15 protein-coding genes are annotated in these 16,342 nt (G+C 52.9%); 11 read left to right on the top strand and 4 right to left on the bottom strand.

All coding sequences use genetic code 11. The annotated features are described in order from the left end of the window. Positions 1 to 43: 43 nt before the first annotated feature. Together yfcF and yfcD are read left to right on the top strand one after the other, a co-directional pair. Positions 44 to 685 carry a glutathione transferase gene (yfcF, locus tag AC0T7J_RS05660; protein WP_010258032.1) on the top strand — a complete coding sequence of 214 codons (642 nt, stop codon included), beginning with the start codon at positions 44 to 46 and terminating at the stop codon, positions 683 to 685. Positions 686 to 793: 108 nt separating this feature from the next. Further along, complete coding sequence (yfcD, locus tag AC0T7J_RS05655) at positions 794 to 1,318, top strand: NUDIX hydrolase YfcD (protein ID WP_010258035.1); 525 nt, start codon at positions 794 to 796, stop codon at positions 1,316 to 1,318. Between the two features lie 109 nt (positions 1,319 to 1,427). Here the strand turns inward: yfcD and pta are convergent, their stop codons facing one another. Together pta and ackA are read right to left on the bottom strand one after the other, a co-directional pair. Beyond that, positions 1,428 to 3,560, bottom strand: a complete 2,133-nt coding sequence (pta, locus tag AC0T7J_RS05650) for a phosphate acetyltransferase (RefSeq protein ID WP_473793189.1) — start codon at positions 3,558 to 3,560, stop codon at positions 1,428 to 1,430. 85 nt (positions 3,561 to 3,645) lie between these two features. Beyond that, complete coding sequence (gene ackA, locus AC0T7J_RS05645) at positions 3,646 to 4,848, bottom strand: acetate kinase (protein ID WP_010258040.1); 1,203 nt, start codon at positions 4,846 to 4,848, stop codon at positions 3,646 to 3,648. A gap of 338 nt (positions 4,849 to 5,186) precedes the next feature. On the opposite strand from ackA, the gene yfbV reads away from it, so the two are divergent. The 3 genes from yfbV (at position 5,187) to AC0T7J_RS05630 (ending at position 6,952) form a co-directional block, all read left to right on the top strand. Next, positions 5,187 to 5,639 carry a terminus macrodomain insulation protein YfbV gene (yfbV, locus tag AC0T7J_RS05640; protein ID WP_473792724.1) on the top strand — a complete coding sequence of 151 codons (453 nt, stop codon included), beginning with the start codon at positions 5,187 to 5,189 and terminating at the stop codon, positions 5,637 to 5,639. A 145-nt stretch (positions 5,640 to 5,784) separates the two neighbouring features. Continuing rightward, entirely contained in the window at positions 5,785 to 6,279 is a 495-nt protein-coding gene (locus AC0T7J_RS05635) for a YfbU family protein (protein WP_061063005.1), read from the top strand. A gap of 13 nt (positions 6,280 to 6,292) precedes the next feature. Then, complete coding sequence (locus tag AC0T7J_RS05630) at positions 6,293 to 6,952, top strand: sugar phosphatase (RefSeq protein ID WP_473792722.1); 660 nt, start codon at positions 6,293 to 6,295, stop codon at positions 6,950 to 6,952. 29 nt (positions 6,953 to 6,981) lie between these two features. Here AC0T7J_RS05630 and yfbR read toward each other — a convergent pair whose 3' ends face one another. Continuing rightward, entirely contained in the window at positions 6,982 to 7,581 is a 600-nt protein-coding gene (gene yfbR, locus AC0T7J_RS05625; RefSeq protein WP_010258048.1) for a 5'-deoxynucleotidase, read from the bottom strand. A 75-nt stretch (positions 7,582 to 7,656) separates the two neighbouring features. Then, a complete protein-coding gene (locus tag AC0T7J_RS05620) occupies positions 7,657 to 8,874 on the bottom strand; it encodes a pyridoxal phosphate-dependent aminotransferase (protein WP_473792720.1) in 1,218 nt (405 codons plus the stop codon). 962 nt (positions 8,875 to 9,836) lie between these two features. Here AC0T7J_RS05620 and lrhA point away from each other — a divergent pair. The 6 genes from lrhA (at position 9,837) to nuoF (ending at position 16,310) form a co-directional block, all read left to right on the top strand. Continuing rightward, positions 9,837 to 10,760: a transcriptional regulator LrhA gene (gene lrhA, locus AC0T7J_RS05615; protein WP_010258055.1), complete on the top strand. Its 924-nt coding sequence runs from the start codon at positions 9,837 to 9,839 to the stop codon at positions 10,758 to 10,760. A 639-nt stretch (positions 10,761 to 11,399) separates the two neighbouring features. Next, entirely contained in the window at positions 11,400 to 11,843 is a 444-nt protein-coding gene (locus AC0T7J_RS05610) for an NADH-quinone oxidoreductase subunit A (RefSeq protein ID WP_010258058.1), read from the top strand. Positions 11,844 to 11,858: 15 nt separating this feature from the next. Beyond that, positions 11,859 to 12,536 (top strand): NuoB/complex I 20 kDa subunit family protein, encoded by a 678-nt coding sequence (locus AC0T7J_RS05605; protein ID WP_473792718.1) that lies wholly within the window; start codon positions 11,859 to 11,861, stop codon positions 12,534 to 12,536. Between the two features lie 113 nt (positions 12,537 to 12,649). Continuing rightward, positions 12,650 to 14,449, top strand: a complete 1,800-nt coding sequence (gene nuoC, locus AC0T7J_RS05600) for an NADH-quinone oxidoreductase subunit C/D (RefSeq protein WP_187495768.1) — start codon at positions 12,650 to 12,652, stop codon at positions 14,447 to 14,449. A gap of 2 nt (positions 14,450 to 14,451) precedes the next feature. Continuing rightward, complete coding sequence (nuoE, locus tag AC0T7J_RS05595) at positions 14,452 to 14,967, top strand: NADH-quinone oxidoreductase subunit NuoE (RefSeq protein ID WP_473792716.1); 516 nt, start codon at positions 14,452 to 14,454, stop codon at positions 14,965 to 14,967. Between the two features lie 2 nt (positions 14,968 to 14,969). Further along, positions 14,970 to 16,310: an NADH-quinone oxidoreductase subunit NuoF gene (gene nuoF / locus AC0T7J_RS05590; RefSeq protein WP_473793187.1), complete on the top strand. Its 1,341-nt coding sequence runs from the start codon at positions 14,970 to 14,972 to the stop codon at positions 16,308 to 16,310. Positions 16,311 to 16,342 lie beyond the last annotated feature (32 nt).

The following is a 16,342-nucleotide window of genomic DNA, read 5'->3' as shown; positions in this document are numbered from 1 at the left end:
TCGGTAAACATGATGCAACCCGGACAGCCAATTGAGGTAACAGATGAATTATCCGTCCATCACCCTGTGGTCAGATTCATCATTTTTCAGTCCTTACGCCATGTCGGCCTATGTTGCTCTTACCGAAAAAGGGATCCCTTTCCAGCTGAAACGCGTCGATTTGTCGCAGAATCAGCAATACGCCGCGGCATACCGTGAGCTGTCGCTGACCTGCCGGGTACCGACCCTGCAGATTGATGCGTTCCTGTTAAGCGAATCTTCGGCGATTACCGAATATCTTGAAGAGCGTTTTCCGGCGCCCGAGTTTGAGCGGCTTTATCCCCGCGACCGCGAGAAGCGCGCCCGCGCCAGAGAGATTCAGGCATGGCTTCGCAGTGACTTCCTGTGGATCCGTCAGGAGCGTCCGACAGAGGTGTTGTTTGCCGGTGAACGCTTTGCGCCGCTGACTGCCTCAGCGCAGCAGGCGGTGGATAAACTCGTTATGGCCGTCGATCGCCTGCTGCCGGACGGGCAACAGAATCTGTTTGGTGAGTGGTCAATTGCGGATACCGACCTGGCGGTCATGCTTAACCGGCTGGTATTGCATGGCGATCCCTTGCCTGCACGTCTGCGGGATTATGCTGAGTTTCAGTGGCAGCGAGCCTCAGTACAGCTGTGGTTAGCAGAAAGTGGTAAAAATCGGTAACAGCCAGGGCTTGCTCAGGCTGGTGGAAGTGATTACCTTACGCCACATAAAAATAACGACGTGGCAAACTGCGTACCCAAGTGTACGCCAAACAGGAAAGGGTTACGGATGGTGGATCAAACTGCGGGTGACGGCATCGAGTGGGTCGATATCGTAAACGAAGAGAATGAAGTTGTTGCTCAGGCGACACGTGCGCAGATGCGCGCTGAGTGCCTGCGTCACCGCGCTACCTATATTGTGGTTCATGACGGTATGGGCAAGATTCTGGTGCAGCGTCGCACGGAGATAAAAGATTTTATGCCGGGCAAACTGGACGCAACCGCAGGCGGCGTGGTGCAGAGCGGTGAAGATATGCTGGAGTCTGCGCGACGTGAAGCGGAAGAGGAATTAGGCATTGCTGCGGTGCCGTTTGCTGAGCATGGCAAATTTTACTTCGAAGATCAGCACTGTCGCGTCTGGGGCGGACTGTTCAGTTGTGTGTCACACGGGCCATTCGCCATGCAGGAATCGGAAGTCGATGAGATTATCTGGATGACGCCCGATGAGATCACCGCACGTTGTGATGAGTTCACTGACGATTCGCTGAAAGCGCTCTCTCTGTGGATGAGCCGCAACGGCGATAACCGGGCCTGAAAACGGACGCTTTAACGTGTGTCAGTGATATGCGTTAAAGCCTCCGGCTCTGTTACCGGCGAAAAAAAGGCATGCCCTGGGGCATGCCTTTTTCGTTCTTACCTGACGCTTAGCCTTGTTCAGCCTGCTGAGACTGAATGGCGGTTAAGGCGATGGTATAGACGATGTCATCAACCAGCGCACCGCGCGACAGGTCGTTAACCGGCTTACGCATACCCTGCAGCATCGGCCCGATTGAGATCAGATCGGCTGAACGCTGTACCGCTTTATATGTGGTGTTACCGGTGTTCAGATCCGGGAAGATAAACACGGTGGCGCGACCGGCAACCTGTGAATCTGGCGCTTTCGACTTCGCCACATCTTCCATGATCGCGGCGTCATACTGCAGCGGACCATCGATGACCAGATCAGGACGTTTTTCCTGCGCGATACGTGTTGCTTCACGCACTTTTTCAACGTCGCTGCCTGCACCTGACGTGCCGGTCGAGTAGGAGATCATCGCAACACGTGGGTCGATACCAAAGGCTTTTGCAGAATCGGCTGACTGAATAGCGATCTCAGCCAGTTGCTCAGCGGTTGGATCCGGGTTAATCGCGCAGTCACCGTAAACCAGCACCTGCTCCGGCAGCAGCATAAAGAACACCGATGAAACCAGTGAGCTGTTAGGCGCAGTTTTGATCAGCTGCAGAGGCGGACGAATGGTATTGGCGGTGGTGTGAACCGCACCTGAAACCAGGCCATCCACTTCGCCGCTCTCCAGCATCATAGTGCCCAGCACCACGTTATCTTCCAGTTGTTCCTGAGCGACCACTTCGGTCATGCCTTTGCTTTTACGCAGCTCAACCAGACGCGGCACGTAGTTTTCACGCACCTGTTCCTGATCAACAATCTCAACCCCTTTGCCCAGTTCGACACCCTGGGCCGCAGCAACACGCTGAATCTCATCCGGGTTGCCTAACAGTACGCAGGTGGCGATACCGCGTTCAGCACAGATAGCGGCCGCTTTAACCGTACGCGGCTCATCACCCTCTGGCAGCACGACGCGTTTGCCCGCTTTACGTGCCAGCTCAGTCAACTGATAGCGGAAGGCCGGTGGCGACAGGCGACGGCTGCGCTCTGACGTGGCGGTCAGTGACTCAATCCAGTCAGCATTAATGTAGCTGGCAACATATTCCTGCACTTTCTCGATGCGCTGCGTATCGTCAGCGGGCACTTCAAGATTAAAGCTCTGCAGGCTCAGAGAGGTCTGCCAGGTATTGGTCTTCACCATAAACACCGGCAGGCCGGTCTGGAAGGCACGGTCGCAGAGACGCGCGATGCGATCGTCAATCTCGTAGTTACCGGTCAGCAGGATAGCGCCAATCTCAATGCCGTTCATGGCGGCCAGGCAGGCGGCGACCAGCACATCCGGGCGGTCTGCGGACGTCACCAGCAGTGAGCCTGGGCGGAAATGCTCCAGCATGTGCGGGATACTACGGGCGCAGAAGGTGACCGATTTAACCCGGCGGGTCTGAATCTCACCTTCGTTGATGATGCGCGCGTCCAGGTGGCGGCACATATCGATTGCGCGGGTGGCGATCAGATCAAAGCTCCACGGCACGCAGCCCAGTACCGGCAGCGGGCTGTCTGAGAACAGCTGCTTAGGATCGATATTGGCGATGCTGGCTTTTGACGAGTCATCAAAAATTTCTGACAGGTCAGGGCGGGTACGCCCCTGATCATCGACCGGCGCGTTGAGTTTATTGATGATCACGCCGGTGATATTTTTGTTCTTCTGACCGCCGAAGCTGCTCTGCGTCAGTTCAATGCGCTCTTTCAGCTGTGCCGGAGAGTCATTGCCCAGCGCCATCACGAAAACGATTTCCGCATTCAGGGTTTTCGCGATTTCATAGTTCAGCGCGTTGGCGAACTGGTGCTTACGGGTAGGGACCAGACCTTCAACCAGTACCACTTCAGCATTCTGCGTGTTGGCATGGTAACGGGAGATGATCTCTTCCATCAGCACATCCTGCTGATTCGATCCCAGCAGTGATTCAACACGTGACATCTGCAGCGGTTCAGCAGCAGGAATCGAGGAGTTCTTACGAATAATAGTGGTGGTTTGATCCGGCGTATCGCCGCCAGCACGCGGCTGAGCAATCGGCTTAAAGACGCTGAGTCGAACGCCTTTGCGCTCCATCGCGCGGATAACGCCGAGGCTGACGCTGGTCAGGCCGACGCTGGTGCCGGTCGGAATGAGCATAATTGTACGTGACACGTTTGAACCTCTCAGTAATGGCAGGGTGTCATAAACAACTCCGTCAGCCTGAGCTGACGGAGAGAAGTGTTTACGCAGTCAGACGCGCTGCGTCCTGGGCGATGACCAGCTCTTCGTTGGTCGGGATAACCAGCGCCGGGCGGGTGCCTTCTTTATTGATGTAACCAGACTTGCCGAAACGGGCCGCCAGGTTGCGATCGTGATCGACGTCAAAGCCCAGCAGCGCCAGTTTTTTCAGTGAGAGTTCACGAACCATCGCGGCGTTTTCACCGATGCCGCCAGTAAAGACCACGGCATCAAGGCGGCCATCCATCAGCGCGGTGTAGCTGCCGATATATTTCGCCAGGCGATGACAGAAGACATCCATTGCGCGCTTCGCATCTTCTTTGGTGGTGTAGTTATCTTCTACGTAGCGGCAGTCGCTGGTGACTTCGGTCAGGCCTAACAGGCCAGACTCTTTGGTCAGCAGTTTATTGATGGCATCAACGCTCATACCCAGCGTATCGTGCAGGAAGAAGATAATTGCCGGGTCGATGTCGCCACTGCGGGTACCCATCACCAGACCTTCCAGTGGGGTCAGGCCCATTGAGGTGTCCACACACTCGCCGTTGCGAATGGCAGAGACAGAGCCGCCGTTGCCGAGGTGGCAGGTAATAATGTTCAGTGATTCAAGCGGCTTGTTGAGCATTTTGGCCGCTTCGTGGGTCACATAGAAGTGGCTGGTGCCATGCGCGCCATAGCGACGAACGCCATGCTCTTTATACAATTTGTACGGCAGCGCATAGAGATAAGACTCTTCCGGCATTGTCTGATGGAAAGCGGTGTCAAATACCGCGACATTCTTATCTGACAGGTGAGGGAAGTTTTTCATCGCCTCATCAATACCGATCAGATGAGCCGGATTGTGTAGCGGTGCAAAAGAAGAGGCGTCTTTGATGCCCTGTACCACTTCCTCAGTAATGATGACTGACTGAGTCAGCTTCTCACCGCCATGAACGATACGATGGCCGATTGCAGCAATTTGTGCCGAAAGCTCAGGTTTTTGTGCCAGAATGGTTTTAACGATAAAGTTCAGCGCTTCACTATGCGCTGCGCCAGCACCCAGAGGCGCTTCCTGTTTTTCGCCTTCCAGTTTCCATTTAATGCGAGCTTCAGGAAGGTGGAAACATTCCGCCAGGCCAGACAGGAATTCTTCACCGCTGGCAGGATTGAGGATGGCAAACTTAAGGGAAGAGCTGCCACAGTTCAGAACCAGAACTAACTTACTCGACATGGAAGTACCTATTTTTTTTGAGAGTGGCTAAATAAAACGCAATCAGACTAACAGCGTAGCCCATGAAAGCTGGTAGATTAATGACAAACATCATGCGGTAGACAATATTCTGCATTCCCGCAAAAATTTTCGGTAATCTTACGCGAAAATTTGAAGATTGCCTTGTCAAACCTGGCTCAGGCCTCTTCCCAAAGGCGCATTCCGCTTCCGGAAAGGTGGTAAAACGGCGTCAGAATAGCTGGAGTGACCTGTAAAGACAAAAATAATTGAAGGATGTCACGTAAAGTTGTGTAGTTATAACTTTTTTTTAATTTTTACAGTATTAGTTGAGGTGAGCCATGGCGAATGAATCTGGCAGTACCAATTGGTTTCGGATGTTTCAGCGCGGCCAGCACTATATGAAGACCTGGCCCGCTGATAAGCGCCTGGCACCTGTGTTCCCGGAAAACCGTGTTTCATCGGCAACGCGCTTTGCCATTCGCTTTATGCCACCTTTGGCGATTTTTACGCTAACCTGGCAGATCGCGATGGGCGGTCAGTTAGGCCCGGCCGTGGCGACCGCGCTGTTTGCCTGTACCCTGCCGATGCAGGGATTATGGTGGCTGGGAAAGCGTTCAGTGACGCCGCTTCCGCCAACGCTGCTTAACTGGTTTCATGAAGTACGTGCCCGGCTGGAAGAAGCGGGGCAGGCGACAGCGCCAGTAGAAGGCAAGCCGACCTATCAGGCGCTGGCCGATCTGTTAAAGCGAGCGTTCAAACAACTCGATCGCACTTTCCTCGACGATCTCTGACCCATCCCAGGTTAGCGGTAAAATATTTACCGCTAACCTGCGGCTAAATCAAAGAATGGCGATACGGCGATTTCCGTGTCGCTAACGCTGTGCAATCATTTCTCCATTGTCGATTAACTGAGCGGTCTCTGACCGGGAGTGAATAATGGAAATGACCCATGCACAGCGTTTGATTCTCACCAACCAGTATAAAATGATGGCCATGCTTGAGCCGGAAAATGCGGAACGTTTTCGCCGTTACCAGACCATCATCGAGCGCGGCTATGCGCTGCAGATGCGTGAGCTGGACAAAGAGTTTGGCGAACTTAGCGAGGCGATCTGCCGGACGGTCATCGACATTATGGAAATGCATCACGCTCTCCACGTCTCCTGGTCGAACCTGAAAGATAAAGGTCAGCTTGAAGAACGCCGTCTTGCCTTTCTGGGCTTTGATGCGGCAACAGAAGCGCGCCTGCTGGGTTACGTCCGTTTCATGGTCAACACTGAAGGGCGTTATACCCACTTCGATTCCGGCACCCATGGTTTTAATGCGCAGACCCCGATGTGGGAAAAGTATCAACGGATGTTAGCTTTATGGCAGACTTGTCCGCGCCAGTACCATTTAAGTGCAAACGAAATTGCGCAAGTGATTAATGCCTGATGAGGAGGAGTGCGTGACCTACAGAGGTTTTCTATTTGATTTAGACGGCACGCTGGTGGATTCACTGCCAGCGGTTGAACGAGCCTGGAGCCAGTGGGGTGCCCGTCATGGCATCGCGGCTGATGAGATTCTGGATTTCATTCATGGCAAACAGGCGATTACCTCTCTGCGTCATTTCATGGCAGGCCAGTCGGAAGAGGCTATTCAGGCGGAGTTTGTCGCGCTGGAGCAGGCTGAGGCGGCGGACACCGACGGTGTGCAGGCGCTGCCAGGTGCTAACGCACTGTTAAACCGGCTGAATGAACTGCAGATTCCCTGGGCGATTGTCACTTCCGGTTCGGTGCCCGTCGCTCATGCACGTCATAAAGCCGCAGGATTACCGAAGCCCGCCGTGTTTATTACCGCTGAACAGGTGGCTAACGGCAAACCGGAGCCCGATCCCTACCTGCTTGGCGCGGAGAAGCTGGGATTAGCGGCGACATCGTGTGTGGTGGCAGAAGATGCCCCTGCCGGCATCTTATCCGGTCTGAATGCTGGCTGTGCGGTGATTGCCATCAATGCGCCGGCGGAGACACCCCGGCTGGATGAGGTGGCGCTGCAGCTCGAAACACTGGCGTCACTGGTGATAACCCGCGAGTCTGACGGCAGCTTTACCTTTCATCAGCAGGCTTAAGGGCTGGCCCGGCGGCCAGACCGCCGGGCTTAGAGTGGCGTATCCTGCGAGATTTCATCCAGTGACAGGCTGAAGCTCGGAATAAACACCTCAACGAAGTAATCCATCTCCGGCGAACGCCGAAGTGCCAGGGTCTTTTCCAGCCGCGCTTTGGCCAGTAAAAATTCGTTGTTCCCGGCAGACAACTCTTCAAGACATTTTACATATGCACAGAGCGCATCCGCCTGTTTCACAACCGCCTGCTCCTCTTCGCTGTGCAAATGCTCATCGATCAGCGGGCGATAGATCGCCTGAAACTCTTCAGGCAGCATCTCAATCAGCTTCTGCTGAGCAATCTTCTCGATTTTTTTATATTCGTGGGCGATCTGCGCATTGTAATACTTTACCGGGGTCGGTAAATCGCCGGTGAGCACTTCACTGGCATCGTGGTAAAGCGCCAGCATGGCGATGTGATCGGCATTAAGCGATCCGTTGAATTTAAGGTTTTTGATCACGGCCAGGGCATGCGCCACCATGGCGACCTGCAGACTGTGTTCGGAGACATTTTCGGTGCGCACATTGCGCATCAGCGGCCAGCGATTGATCAGCTTAAGACGGGAGAGATGAGCAAAGAAGTGGCTTTGTGTCATGAGCGTTCCTGTTGGCTGGCGGGGGAGAGACAGGTTCTGGCTCTCCCCAAATAGCGTCAGTATACGCGGGCCCGATTATTGACGATAGCCTTGCAGGAAGCGGCCAAATTTATTGATCGCCATCTCAAGATCATCCACACGAGGCAGCGTAACAATGCGCAGGTGATCGGGCCATGGCCAGTTAAAGGCACTGCCCTGAACCAGCAACACCTTCTCCTGTAACAGAAAATCCAGCACCATCTTCTGATCGTCGAAAATGTTGAATTTTTTGGCATCAATTTTCGGGAACATATAAAGCGCGCCCTGTGGCTTCACACAGCTGACGCCAGGGATATCGTTGATCAACTCCCAGGCGCGCTGCCGCTGCTCGTAGAGACGACCGCCCGGCATGATAAATTCGCTAATGCTCTGGTAGCCGCCCAGCGCCGTCTGAATCGCATGCTGCGCCGGTACGTTGGCACACAGGCGCATCGAGGCGAGCATTTCCAGTCCTTCTATATAGCCTTTAGCATGTTTCTTCGGCCCGTTCAGTACCATCCAGCCCTGACGGAAACCGGCCACGCGATAGGTTTTGGAGAGGCCATTAAAGGTGACAGTCAGCAGATCGGGTGCCAGCGCTGCGATGCAGTGATGCTGGGCATCGTCATAGAGGATCTTGTCGTAGATCTCATCGGCGAAAATAATCAGGTTATGCTGACGCGCAATTTCAACCACCTCTAACAGCAGCTCTTTGCTGTAGACCGCGCCAGTGGGGTTATTCGGGTTGATGATCACGATGCCGCGGGTACGAGGCGTTATCTTGCTGCGGATATCACCGAGGTCAGGGAACCAGCCTGCTGATTCGTCACAGAGATAGTGCACCGCTTTACCGCTGGAGAGGGAAACCGCAGCCGTCCATAACGGATAGTCGGGGGCCGGCACCAGCATTTCGTCACCGCTGTTCAGTAACGCCTGCATCGCCTGCACGATCAGTTCTGAAACACCGTTGCCAATGTAGATATCTTCTACCGTGACATCGCGCATGTCACGCGCCTGATAGTGCTGCATGATCGCTTTACGGGCGGAATAGAGACCCTTGGAGTCACAATAGCCCTGAGAGCTGGGAAGGTTACGAATAACATCGACCAGAATCTCATCCGGTGCTTCAAAACCAAACGGCGCCGGATTGCCGATGTTCAGCTTCAGAACTTTGTTACCTTCTTCTTCGAGGCGCTTAGCCTCTTTCAGTACCGGGCCACGGATGTCATAACAGACGTTATCGAGTTTTCCGGATTTATCAATTTGAAAAGTCATTGTTACCGCCTTAATGGGCAGAATCCTTTTGGCTGCCACAGAAATCGAACCAGCACAATGTACTCTCCTCACGGTCACAAAAGAAGGGTGCCGCCCCGTTTTGGCGGGTTCAACAACTTTTTGCAGAGTGGGCAGCGTAAAAAATATTTGTTGTCGATGAAAGTAGTTATTAAAACCATAAATTATGGTTAAAGCAGTATTTTAACTTGCCCAAAGCGCTGCTGAGCCAACATCTGGCTCTGACATTGTGAACGCTATCTGGAAGTTATCGAAATGGAACTTTTCTGTACTCCTGAAATATACACTTAGAGAAATAGTTAAAGGATATTTTATAAATGCTCATTTTATGGACGATTTTATCACGTGCGTAAAGATTTCGCCTTAACGCTGCTTAAGAGTGTCTTGTTTAAGGCCTTGTGATCGCCGGAAAAGTACCAAAAGAAGCGCTTCGTTTTGCATCCCGATCACAGGATAGTGAGCACCACTTAACACTTCTTCACTAAATTTCAGAACGTTGAAGGCTTAAAAAGTGATCAATAATGTGGCATAAGAGTCTGGAAATGCCTTTAGCACAAAATTTACAGCGCTTTTCACAAAATCATTTCCATTTTGAAGTCAAAAATGATTAAGTATAATTTATTATTTAGTGCACTTTGCCGCTTCGCCTTGATTGCCCGTAAAGTGCGCTTTCTATCCCGCACGATTCTTTCTGGTGGGAATAAGACAACTACGCAGCTTCCTGCATTTGCGCACCCAGCGCCATCGGTTCAGAAGTTGTATCTGTCTTGACGAGCACTGTGACCCTTTCAGGTGAGTCAACAGTGCAGGATCCACATAAACTTTTTTTTGTGTCAGTCTTCACACAGGACTGTCATTGAGCACCATTACTGCTTATCACTTTGATAAGCTTGTGATAACACCAGGGTAGTAGTTCGTAAAAATCTTATAAGTGAAGAAAAAACATGACTAATGCAAATCGTCCGATACTGAATCTCGACCTCGATCTGCTGAGAACCTTCGTTGCCGTTGCGGATTTGAATACCTTTGCAGCAGCCGCTGCAGCGGTCTGCAGAACCCAGTCAGCAGTCAGTCAGCAGATGCAGCGTCTGGAACAATTGGTAGGTAAAGAGCTGTTTGCCAGACATGGACGTAATAAGCTTCTGACAGAGCACGGTATCCAGCTTTTAGGCTATGCGAGAAAAATCCTTCGTTTTAACGACGAAGCCTGCACATCTCTGATGTACAGCAACATTCAGGGCGTGCTGACTATTGGTGCCTCTGATGACACCTCTGACACTATTCTGCCGTTCCTGCTAAACCGGGTGACCTCGGTTTATCCGAAACTGGCAATCGATGTGCGGGTTAAACGTAATCCGTTTATGATGGAGATGCTCAATCAGGGTGAAGTGGACCTGGTTGTGACGACCTCCAGCCCGGGCAATTTTACCTATCAGGTCCTGCGTACTTCACCAACTTTGTGGTACTGCGCAGCGGATTATATCTTCCAGCGTGGCGAAGCCATTCCATTGGTGTTGCTGGATGAACCAAGCCCTTATCGTGATATGGCCATCGATCATCTCAACGAAGCCGGTATTCCGTGGCGTATCTCTTATGTCGCTTCCACACTGGCTGCAGTGCGCGCTGCGGTGAAAGCGGGACTTGGCGTGACGGCACGTCCGGTTGAGATGATGAGCCCTGAACTGCGTGTTATGGGTGCGGCTGAAGGCCTGCCGGTGCTGCCGGATACGCAATATCTGCTGTGCCGTAATCCTGACAGCGATAATGAACTGGCGCTGGCTATCTTCAATGCCATGCAGTCCACCAATGATCCGTACAACCTGAGCAATAATCCCGACGGTTCACTGTTGCTGGATGACGAAGAGTAATTTCGCTAACGTGTTGTCCTCAATACTGGCGCGACTGCCTTAATGAACGCTTATAAATAAGCCTCTCTTTCCCTGAAAAGAACGAGAGGCTTTTTTATGTCTGACCCCCGCCTTATCTCCCTTACTGACTCATTTGCCTCTCCTTGTTCGCCTCAATAAATTTCACTGCTTATGAAAGTGAAACTTCCAGACCAAAAAACCGAACGATTTGTTCTGAATTGCCGGTTCATGTGGGGGAAATTAACGCAAAAAGGGCAAAAGTGTGTTCTGGATCAAAAAAATAGCCCTGGAAAGGGGAGGGAAAATCCAGTGATACCTGTCAAAATATGTTTGTTAAATGCACGATCCATGCATGTGAATACCCGCTACACTAAAATTAACCCTACAGACTGAAGCGATTTAGCTGGAAAGCGGGGCATCATTTGTTAATAATATGATGCAGGTGTGAAATAATGTTTGGATACTTTTGTCAAAGTTGACAAAAGGTTATAGAAAGGAGTAAAAAACCCCATAAAATAGCTGCTTATTACGTAATAACAGCGAAGTTTAAAAGGTTTTTATCCTTCCCTTGAATCGATGTGGTCAGTTTGCTGCGGGAAACGCGTGCAGGATGCCAGCGCCACTTTTGATGAGTAAGCAATGAGTATGTCAACTACCACCGAAATCATCGCTCAGCACTGGGCGTTTATCGTATTTATCGTTATTGCCTTTGGCCTGTGTGCTTTCATGCTGACCGGAGGATGGCTGCTAGGCGGCAGAGCACGCGCCCGCTACAAAGACACGCCATTCGAATCGGGCATTGAATCCGTTGGTGATACCCATATCCGCCTGTCGGCGAAATTTTATCTGGTTGCGATGTTTTTCGTCATCTTCGACGTCGAAGCCCTCTTTTTATACGCATGGGCGACTTCAATCCGTGAAAGCGGTTGGATCGGCTTTGTGGAAGCCGCAATTTTCATTTTGGTGCTCCTGGCGGGTCTGGTCTATCTGGTACGCATTGGCGCACTGGACTGGGCTCCAGCTCGCCGTCGCGTAGTGGTCAAAACCACTACGGTCAGCCACACCAATCCTCATAAGCAGTAAAAGAGAGGCAATAAGATGGACTATACGCTCACCCGCATAGACCCGAACGGTGGTGAGAACGACCGTTATCCTCTGCAAAAGCAGGAAATCGTCAGCGATCCGCTGGAGCAGCATGTTCATCGCAGCGTTTATATGGGCAAACTCGAAAATGCCCTGCATGACATGGTGAACTGGGGGCGTAAAAACTCCCTCTGGCCTTACAACTTTGGCCTGTCCTGTTGTTACGTTGAGATGACAACATCGTTCACCGCGGTCCACGACGTGGCACGTTTTGGTGCCGAAGTTATGCGCGCTTCGCCGCGTCAGGCCGATTTCATGGTTATTGCCGGTACGCCATTCACCAAAATGGCTCCGGTAATTCAGCGTTTGTACGATCAGATGCTGGAACCAAAATGGGTGATTTCCATGGGGGCCTGCGCCAACTCTGGCGGCATGTATGACATCTATTCCGTGGTGCAGGGTGTCGATAAATTCCTGCCGGTTGATGTCTATATTCCTGGCTGCCCACCACGTCCTGAAGCGTATATGCAGGCACTGCTGCTGTTGCAGGAGTCGATTGGCAAAGAGCGCCGTCCGCTCTCGTGGGTGGTTGGCGATCAGGGCGTTTATAGCGCCAACATGCCATCAGAGCGTGAAAGAAAACGCGGCGAGCGCATCGCAGTCACAAACCTGCGCAGCCCGGACGAAGTTTAAAACCGTATGGATGGAAAACAGCGCCTGCAGCAGAACATCACAATTTAATGCATGGCCCCATCCTGACGCCTTCATTTGAGTGCCTGAGACCAGGCCGGAATGGTGAGTAACGTATGACAGATTTGACCACGCAAGATCTCGCTCAGCCTTCATGGCAAACCCGTGATCACCTGGATGACCCGGTGATCGGCGAGTTGCGTAACCGTTTTGGGCCGGATGCCTTCACTGTTCAGCCAACCCGTACCGGTATTCCGGTGGTATGGGTGAAGCGTGAACAGATACTGGAAATTATCGAGTTCCTGCGTAAATTACCTAAGCCTTACGTCATGCTGTATGACCTGCATGGCGTGGATGAGCGTTTACGTACCCACCGTGCAGGCCTGCCTGCGGCGGATTTTTCCGTTTTCTACCACCTGCTGTCGATTGAACGCAACCGCGACATTATGCTCAAGGTGGCACTCTCTGAAAACGATATGCATCTGCCGACCATCACCCGTCTTTTCCCGAATGCCAACTGGTATGAGCGTGAAACCTGGGAGATGTTTGGTATCACCTTTGATGGTCACCCGCATCTGACGCGCATCATGATGCCGTCGACCTGGGAAGGCCATCCGCTGCGTAAAGATTACCCGGCGCGCGCCACCGAATTCGATCCGTTTACGCTGACCAAACAGAAAGAAGATCTGGAGATGGAAGCGCTGACCTTTAAGCCTGAAGACTGGGGGATGAAGCGCAGCACCACCAACGAAGACTTCATGTTTCTAAACCTCGGGCCTAACCACCCGTCGGCGCACGGTGCGTTCCGCATCATTCTGCAGCTGGATGGTGAAGAGATTGTCGACTGCGTGCCTGACATCGGGTATCACCATCGTGGTGCCGAAAAGATGGGCGAGCGTCAGTCGTGGCACAGCTACATTCCTTACACTGACCGCATCGAGTACCTCGGCGGCTGCGTAAATGAAATGCCGTACGTACTGGCGGTGGAAAAACTGGCCGGTATCGTGGTGCCCGATCGCGTTAATGTGATCCGCGTGATGCTCTCAGAGCTATTCCGCATTAACAGCCACCTGCTCTACATCTCCACTTTTATCCAGGACGTTGGTGCCATGACACCGGTGTTCTTTGCCTTTACCGATCGCCAGAAAATCTATGACGTGGTTGAAGCCATCACTGGTTTCCGTATGCACCCGGCGTGGTTCCGTATCGGTGGCGTTGCGCATGATCTGCCGCGAGGCTGGGAACGTCTGCTGCGTGACTTCCTCGACTGGATGCCAAAACGTCTTAAAGAGTATGACAAAGCGGCACTGCGCAACAGCGTACTGGTCGGTCGTTCCAAAGGCGTTGCCGCTTACAACATGGAAGAGGCGCTGGCGTGGGGCACCACCGGTGCCGGTCTGCGTGCCACCGGTCTTGACTTTGATGTGCGCAAATGGCGTCCATACTCTGGCTACGAAAACTTCGATTTCGAAATCCCGGTCGGCGACGGCATCAGCGATGCTTACAGCCGCGTCATGCTGAAAATGGAAGAGATGTGGCAGTCGCTGCGTATTCTTGAGCAGTGTCTCAACAATATGCCAGAGGGGCCGTTTAAAGCAGATCACCCGCTGACCACGCCGCCACCGAAAGAGCGCACGCTGCAGCACATTGAAACGCTGATCACGCACTTCCTGCAGGTATCGTGGGGCCCGGTGATGCCAGCTAATGAGTCGTTCCAGATGATTGAAGCGACGAAAGGGATCAACAGCTACTACCTGACCAGCGATGGCAGCACCATGAGCTACCGCACCCGCGTGCGTACGCCGAGCTTCCCGCATCTGCAGCAGATTCCTTCAGTAATCCGTGGCAGCCTGGTATCCGACCTGATCGTATATCTGGGTAGTATCGATTTTGTTATGTCAGACGTGGACCGCTAATTATGCACGATCAACACATTGCCATTAAAACGATCGACCCTAACGAGGTCTTCGTGCTGAGCGCGGAAGAGCATCACGCCATTGAGCACGAAAAACACCACTACGAAGATGCGCGTGCAGCCTCGATTGAAGCGCTGAAGATCGTGCAGAAACAGCGCGGATGGGTGCCGGACGGCGCCATCCATGCGATTGCCGAGGTACTGGGTATCCCGGCGAGTGATGTTGAAGGTGTGGCGACATTTTACAGCCAGATCTTCCGTCAGCCGGTTGGCCGTCATGTGATCCGTTACTGTGACAGCGTGGTCTGTCATATCACCGGTTATCAGGGCATCCAGTCAGCACTGGAACAGCAACTGAATATCAAACCGGGTCAGACCACTGCCGATGGCCGCTTCACACTGCTGCCAACCTGCTGTCTGGGTAACTGCGATAAGGGGCCAACGATGATGGTGGATGAAGACACGCATGTGCATCTGACGCCGGAAGGCATCCCTGGTTTGCTGGAGCAGTATCAATGACAATTAAACAGATCATTCGCACTGCAGAAACCCATCCGTTGACCTGGCGGATGCGTGATGACAAGCAACCTGTCTGGCTTGACGAATACCGCAGTAAAAACGGCTATGCCGGTGCGGAAAAAGCGCTGAAAAGCATGTCGCAGGATGAAATCGTCGCGGCAGTCAAAGATTCAGGCCTGAAAGGGCGCGGCGGTGCGGGCTTCTCCACCGGGCTGAAGTGGAGCCTGATGCCGAAAGATGAGTCGATGAACATCCGTTACCTGCTGTGTAACGCCGATGAGATGGAGCCGGGCACCTATAAAGACCGCCTGCTGATGGAGCAGATGCCTCACCAGCTGGTGGAAGGAATGCTGATCAGCGCCTTTGCGCTGAAGGCTTACCGTGGCTATATCTTCTTACGTGGTGAATACATTGAAGCCGCGGTGCATCTGCGTCGTGCGATTGCTGAAGCGACGGAAGCAGGCTATCTCGGTAAAAATATACTCGGTACCGGCTTCGACTTTGAGTTGATTGTCCACACCGGCGCAGGTCGTTATATCTGCGGCGAAGAGACGGCATTGATTAACTCACTGGAAGGCCGTCGTGCCAATCCGCGTTCGAAACCGCCATTCCCGGCGAGTGCGGGCGCGTGGGGCAAACCGACCTGCGTGAACAACGTGGAAACCCTCTCCAACGTTCCGGCGATTCTGGCCAACGGCGTGGAGTGGTACAAAAACATCTCTAAAAGCGACGATGCCGGTACCAAAATGATGGGCTTCTCCGGCCGGGTTAAAAATCCCGGCGTCTGGGAGCTGCCCTTTGGTATCACCGCACGTGAAATCCTTGAAGATTATGCGGGCGGTATGCGTGACGGACTGAAGTTCAAAGCCTGGCAGCCCGGCGGGGCAGGGACTGACTTCCTGACCGACCAGCACCTGGATCTGCCTATGGAATTTGCCAGCATCGGCAAAGCGGGCAGTCGTCTGGGTACGGCGCTGGCGATGGCGGTCGATCACGAGATCAACATGGTCTCGCTGGTGCGTAACCTGGAAGAGTTTTTTGCTCGTGAGTCGTGCGGCTGGTGTACACCGTGTCGCGATGGCCTGCCGTGGAGCGTAAAAATTCTGCGTGCGTTGGAGCAGAAGCAGGGTCAGCCAGGCGATATCGAAACTTTACTGCAACTCTGCCGTCAGCTTGGCCCGGGTAAAACCTTCTGTGCGCATGCGCCGGGTGCGGTTGAGCCACTGCAGAGTGCGATTAAATATTTCCGTGAAGAGTTTGAAGCTGGCATGGCACCGCAGGTGTTTGGTAATACCCGCGCCATTGGCGGGATCCAGCCAAACCTGCTGAAAGCGCGCTGGTAATTCGCCGAAGAACACGGAACAGGCCTGGTGCC

The organism is Pantoea sp. E956-1 (genome assembly GCF_982223955.1).
Note: the sequence above shows the minus strand (reverse complement) of the source record. Positions and strands in the feature narration are given on the sequence as shown.

Bases quoted from the DNA above. Each gene is read 5' to 3' on its own strand.
- nuoE (WP_473792716.1), top strand. From the start codon at position 14,452: ATGCACGATCAACACATTGCCATTAAAACGATCGACCCTAACGAGGTC.
- AC0T7J_RS05605 (WP_473792718.1), top strand. From the start codon at position 11,859: ATGGACTATACGCTCACCCGCATAGACCCGAACGGTGGTGAGAACGAC.
- yfbR (WP_010258048.1), bottom strand. From the start codon at position 7,581: ATGACACAAAGCCACTTCTTTGCTCATCTCTCCCGTCTTAAGCTGATC.
- AC0T7J_RS05635 (WP_061063005.1), top strand. From the start codon at position 5,785: ATGGAAATGACCCATGCACAGCGTTTGATTCTCACCAACCAGTATAAA.
- yfcD (WP_010258035.1), top strand. From the start codon at position 794: ATGGTGGATCAAACTGCGGGTGACGGCATCGAGTGGGTCGATATCGTA.
- AC0T7J_RS05620 (WP_473792720.1), bottom strand. From the start codon at position 8,874: ATGACTTTTCAAATTGATAAATCCGGAAAACTCGATAACGTCTGTTAT.
- AC0T7J_RS05610 (WP_010258058.1), top strand. From the start codon at position 11,400: ATGAGTATGTCAACTACCACCGAAATCATCGCTCAGCACTGGGCGTTT.
- ackA (WP_010258040.1), bottom strand. From the start codon at position 4,848: ATGTCGAGTAAGTTAGTTCTGGTTCTGAACTGTGGCAGCTCTTCCCTT.
- nuoC (WP_187495768.1), top strand. From the start codon at position 12,650: ATGACAGATTTGACCACGCAAGATCTCGCTCAGCCTTCATGGCAAACC.
- pta (WP_473793189.1), bottom strand. From the start codon at position 3,560: ATGCTCATTCCGACCGGCACCAGCGTCGGCCTGACCAGCGTCAGCCTC.
- yfbV (WP_473792724.1), top strand. From the start codon at position 5,187: ATGGCGAATGAATCTGGCAGTACCAATTGGTTTCGGATGTTTCAGCGC.
- lrhA (WP_010258055.1), top strand. From the start codon at position 9,837: ATGACTAATGCAAATCGTCCGATACTGAATCTCGACCTCGATCTGCTG.
- yfcF (WP_010258032.1), top strand. From the start codon at position 44: ATGAATTATCCGTCCATCACCCTGTGGTCAGATTCATCATTTTTCAGT.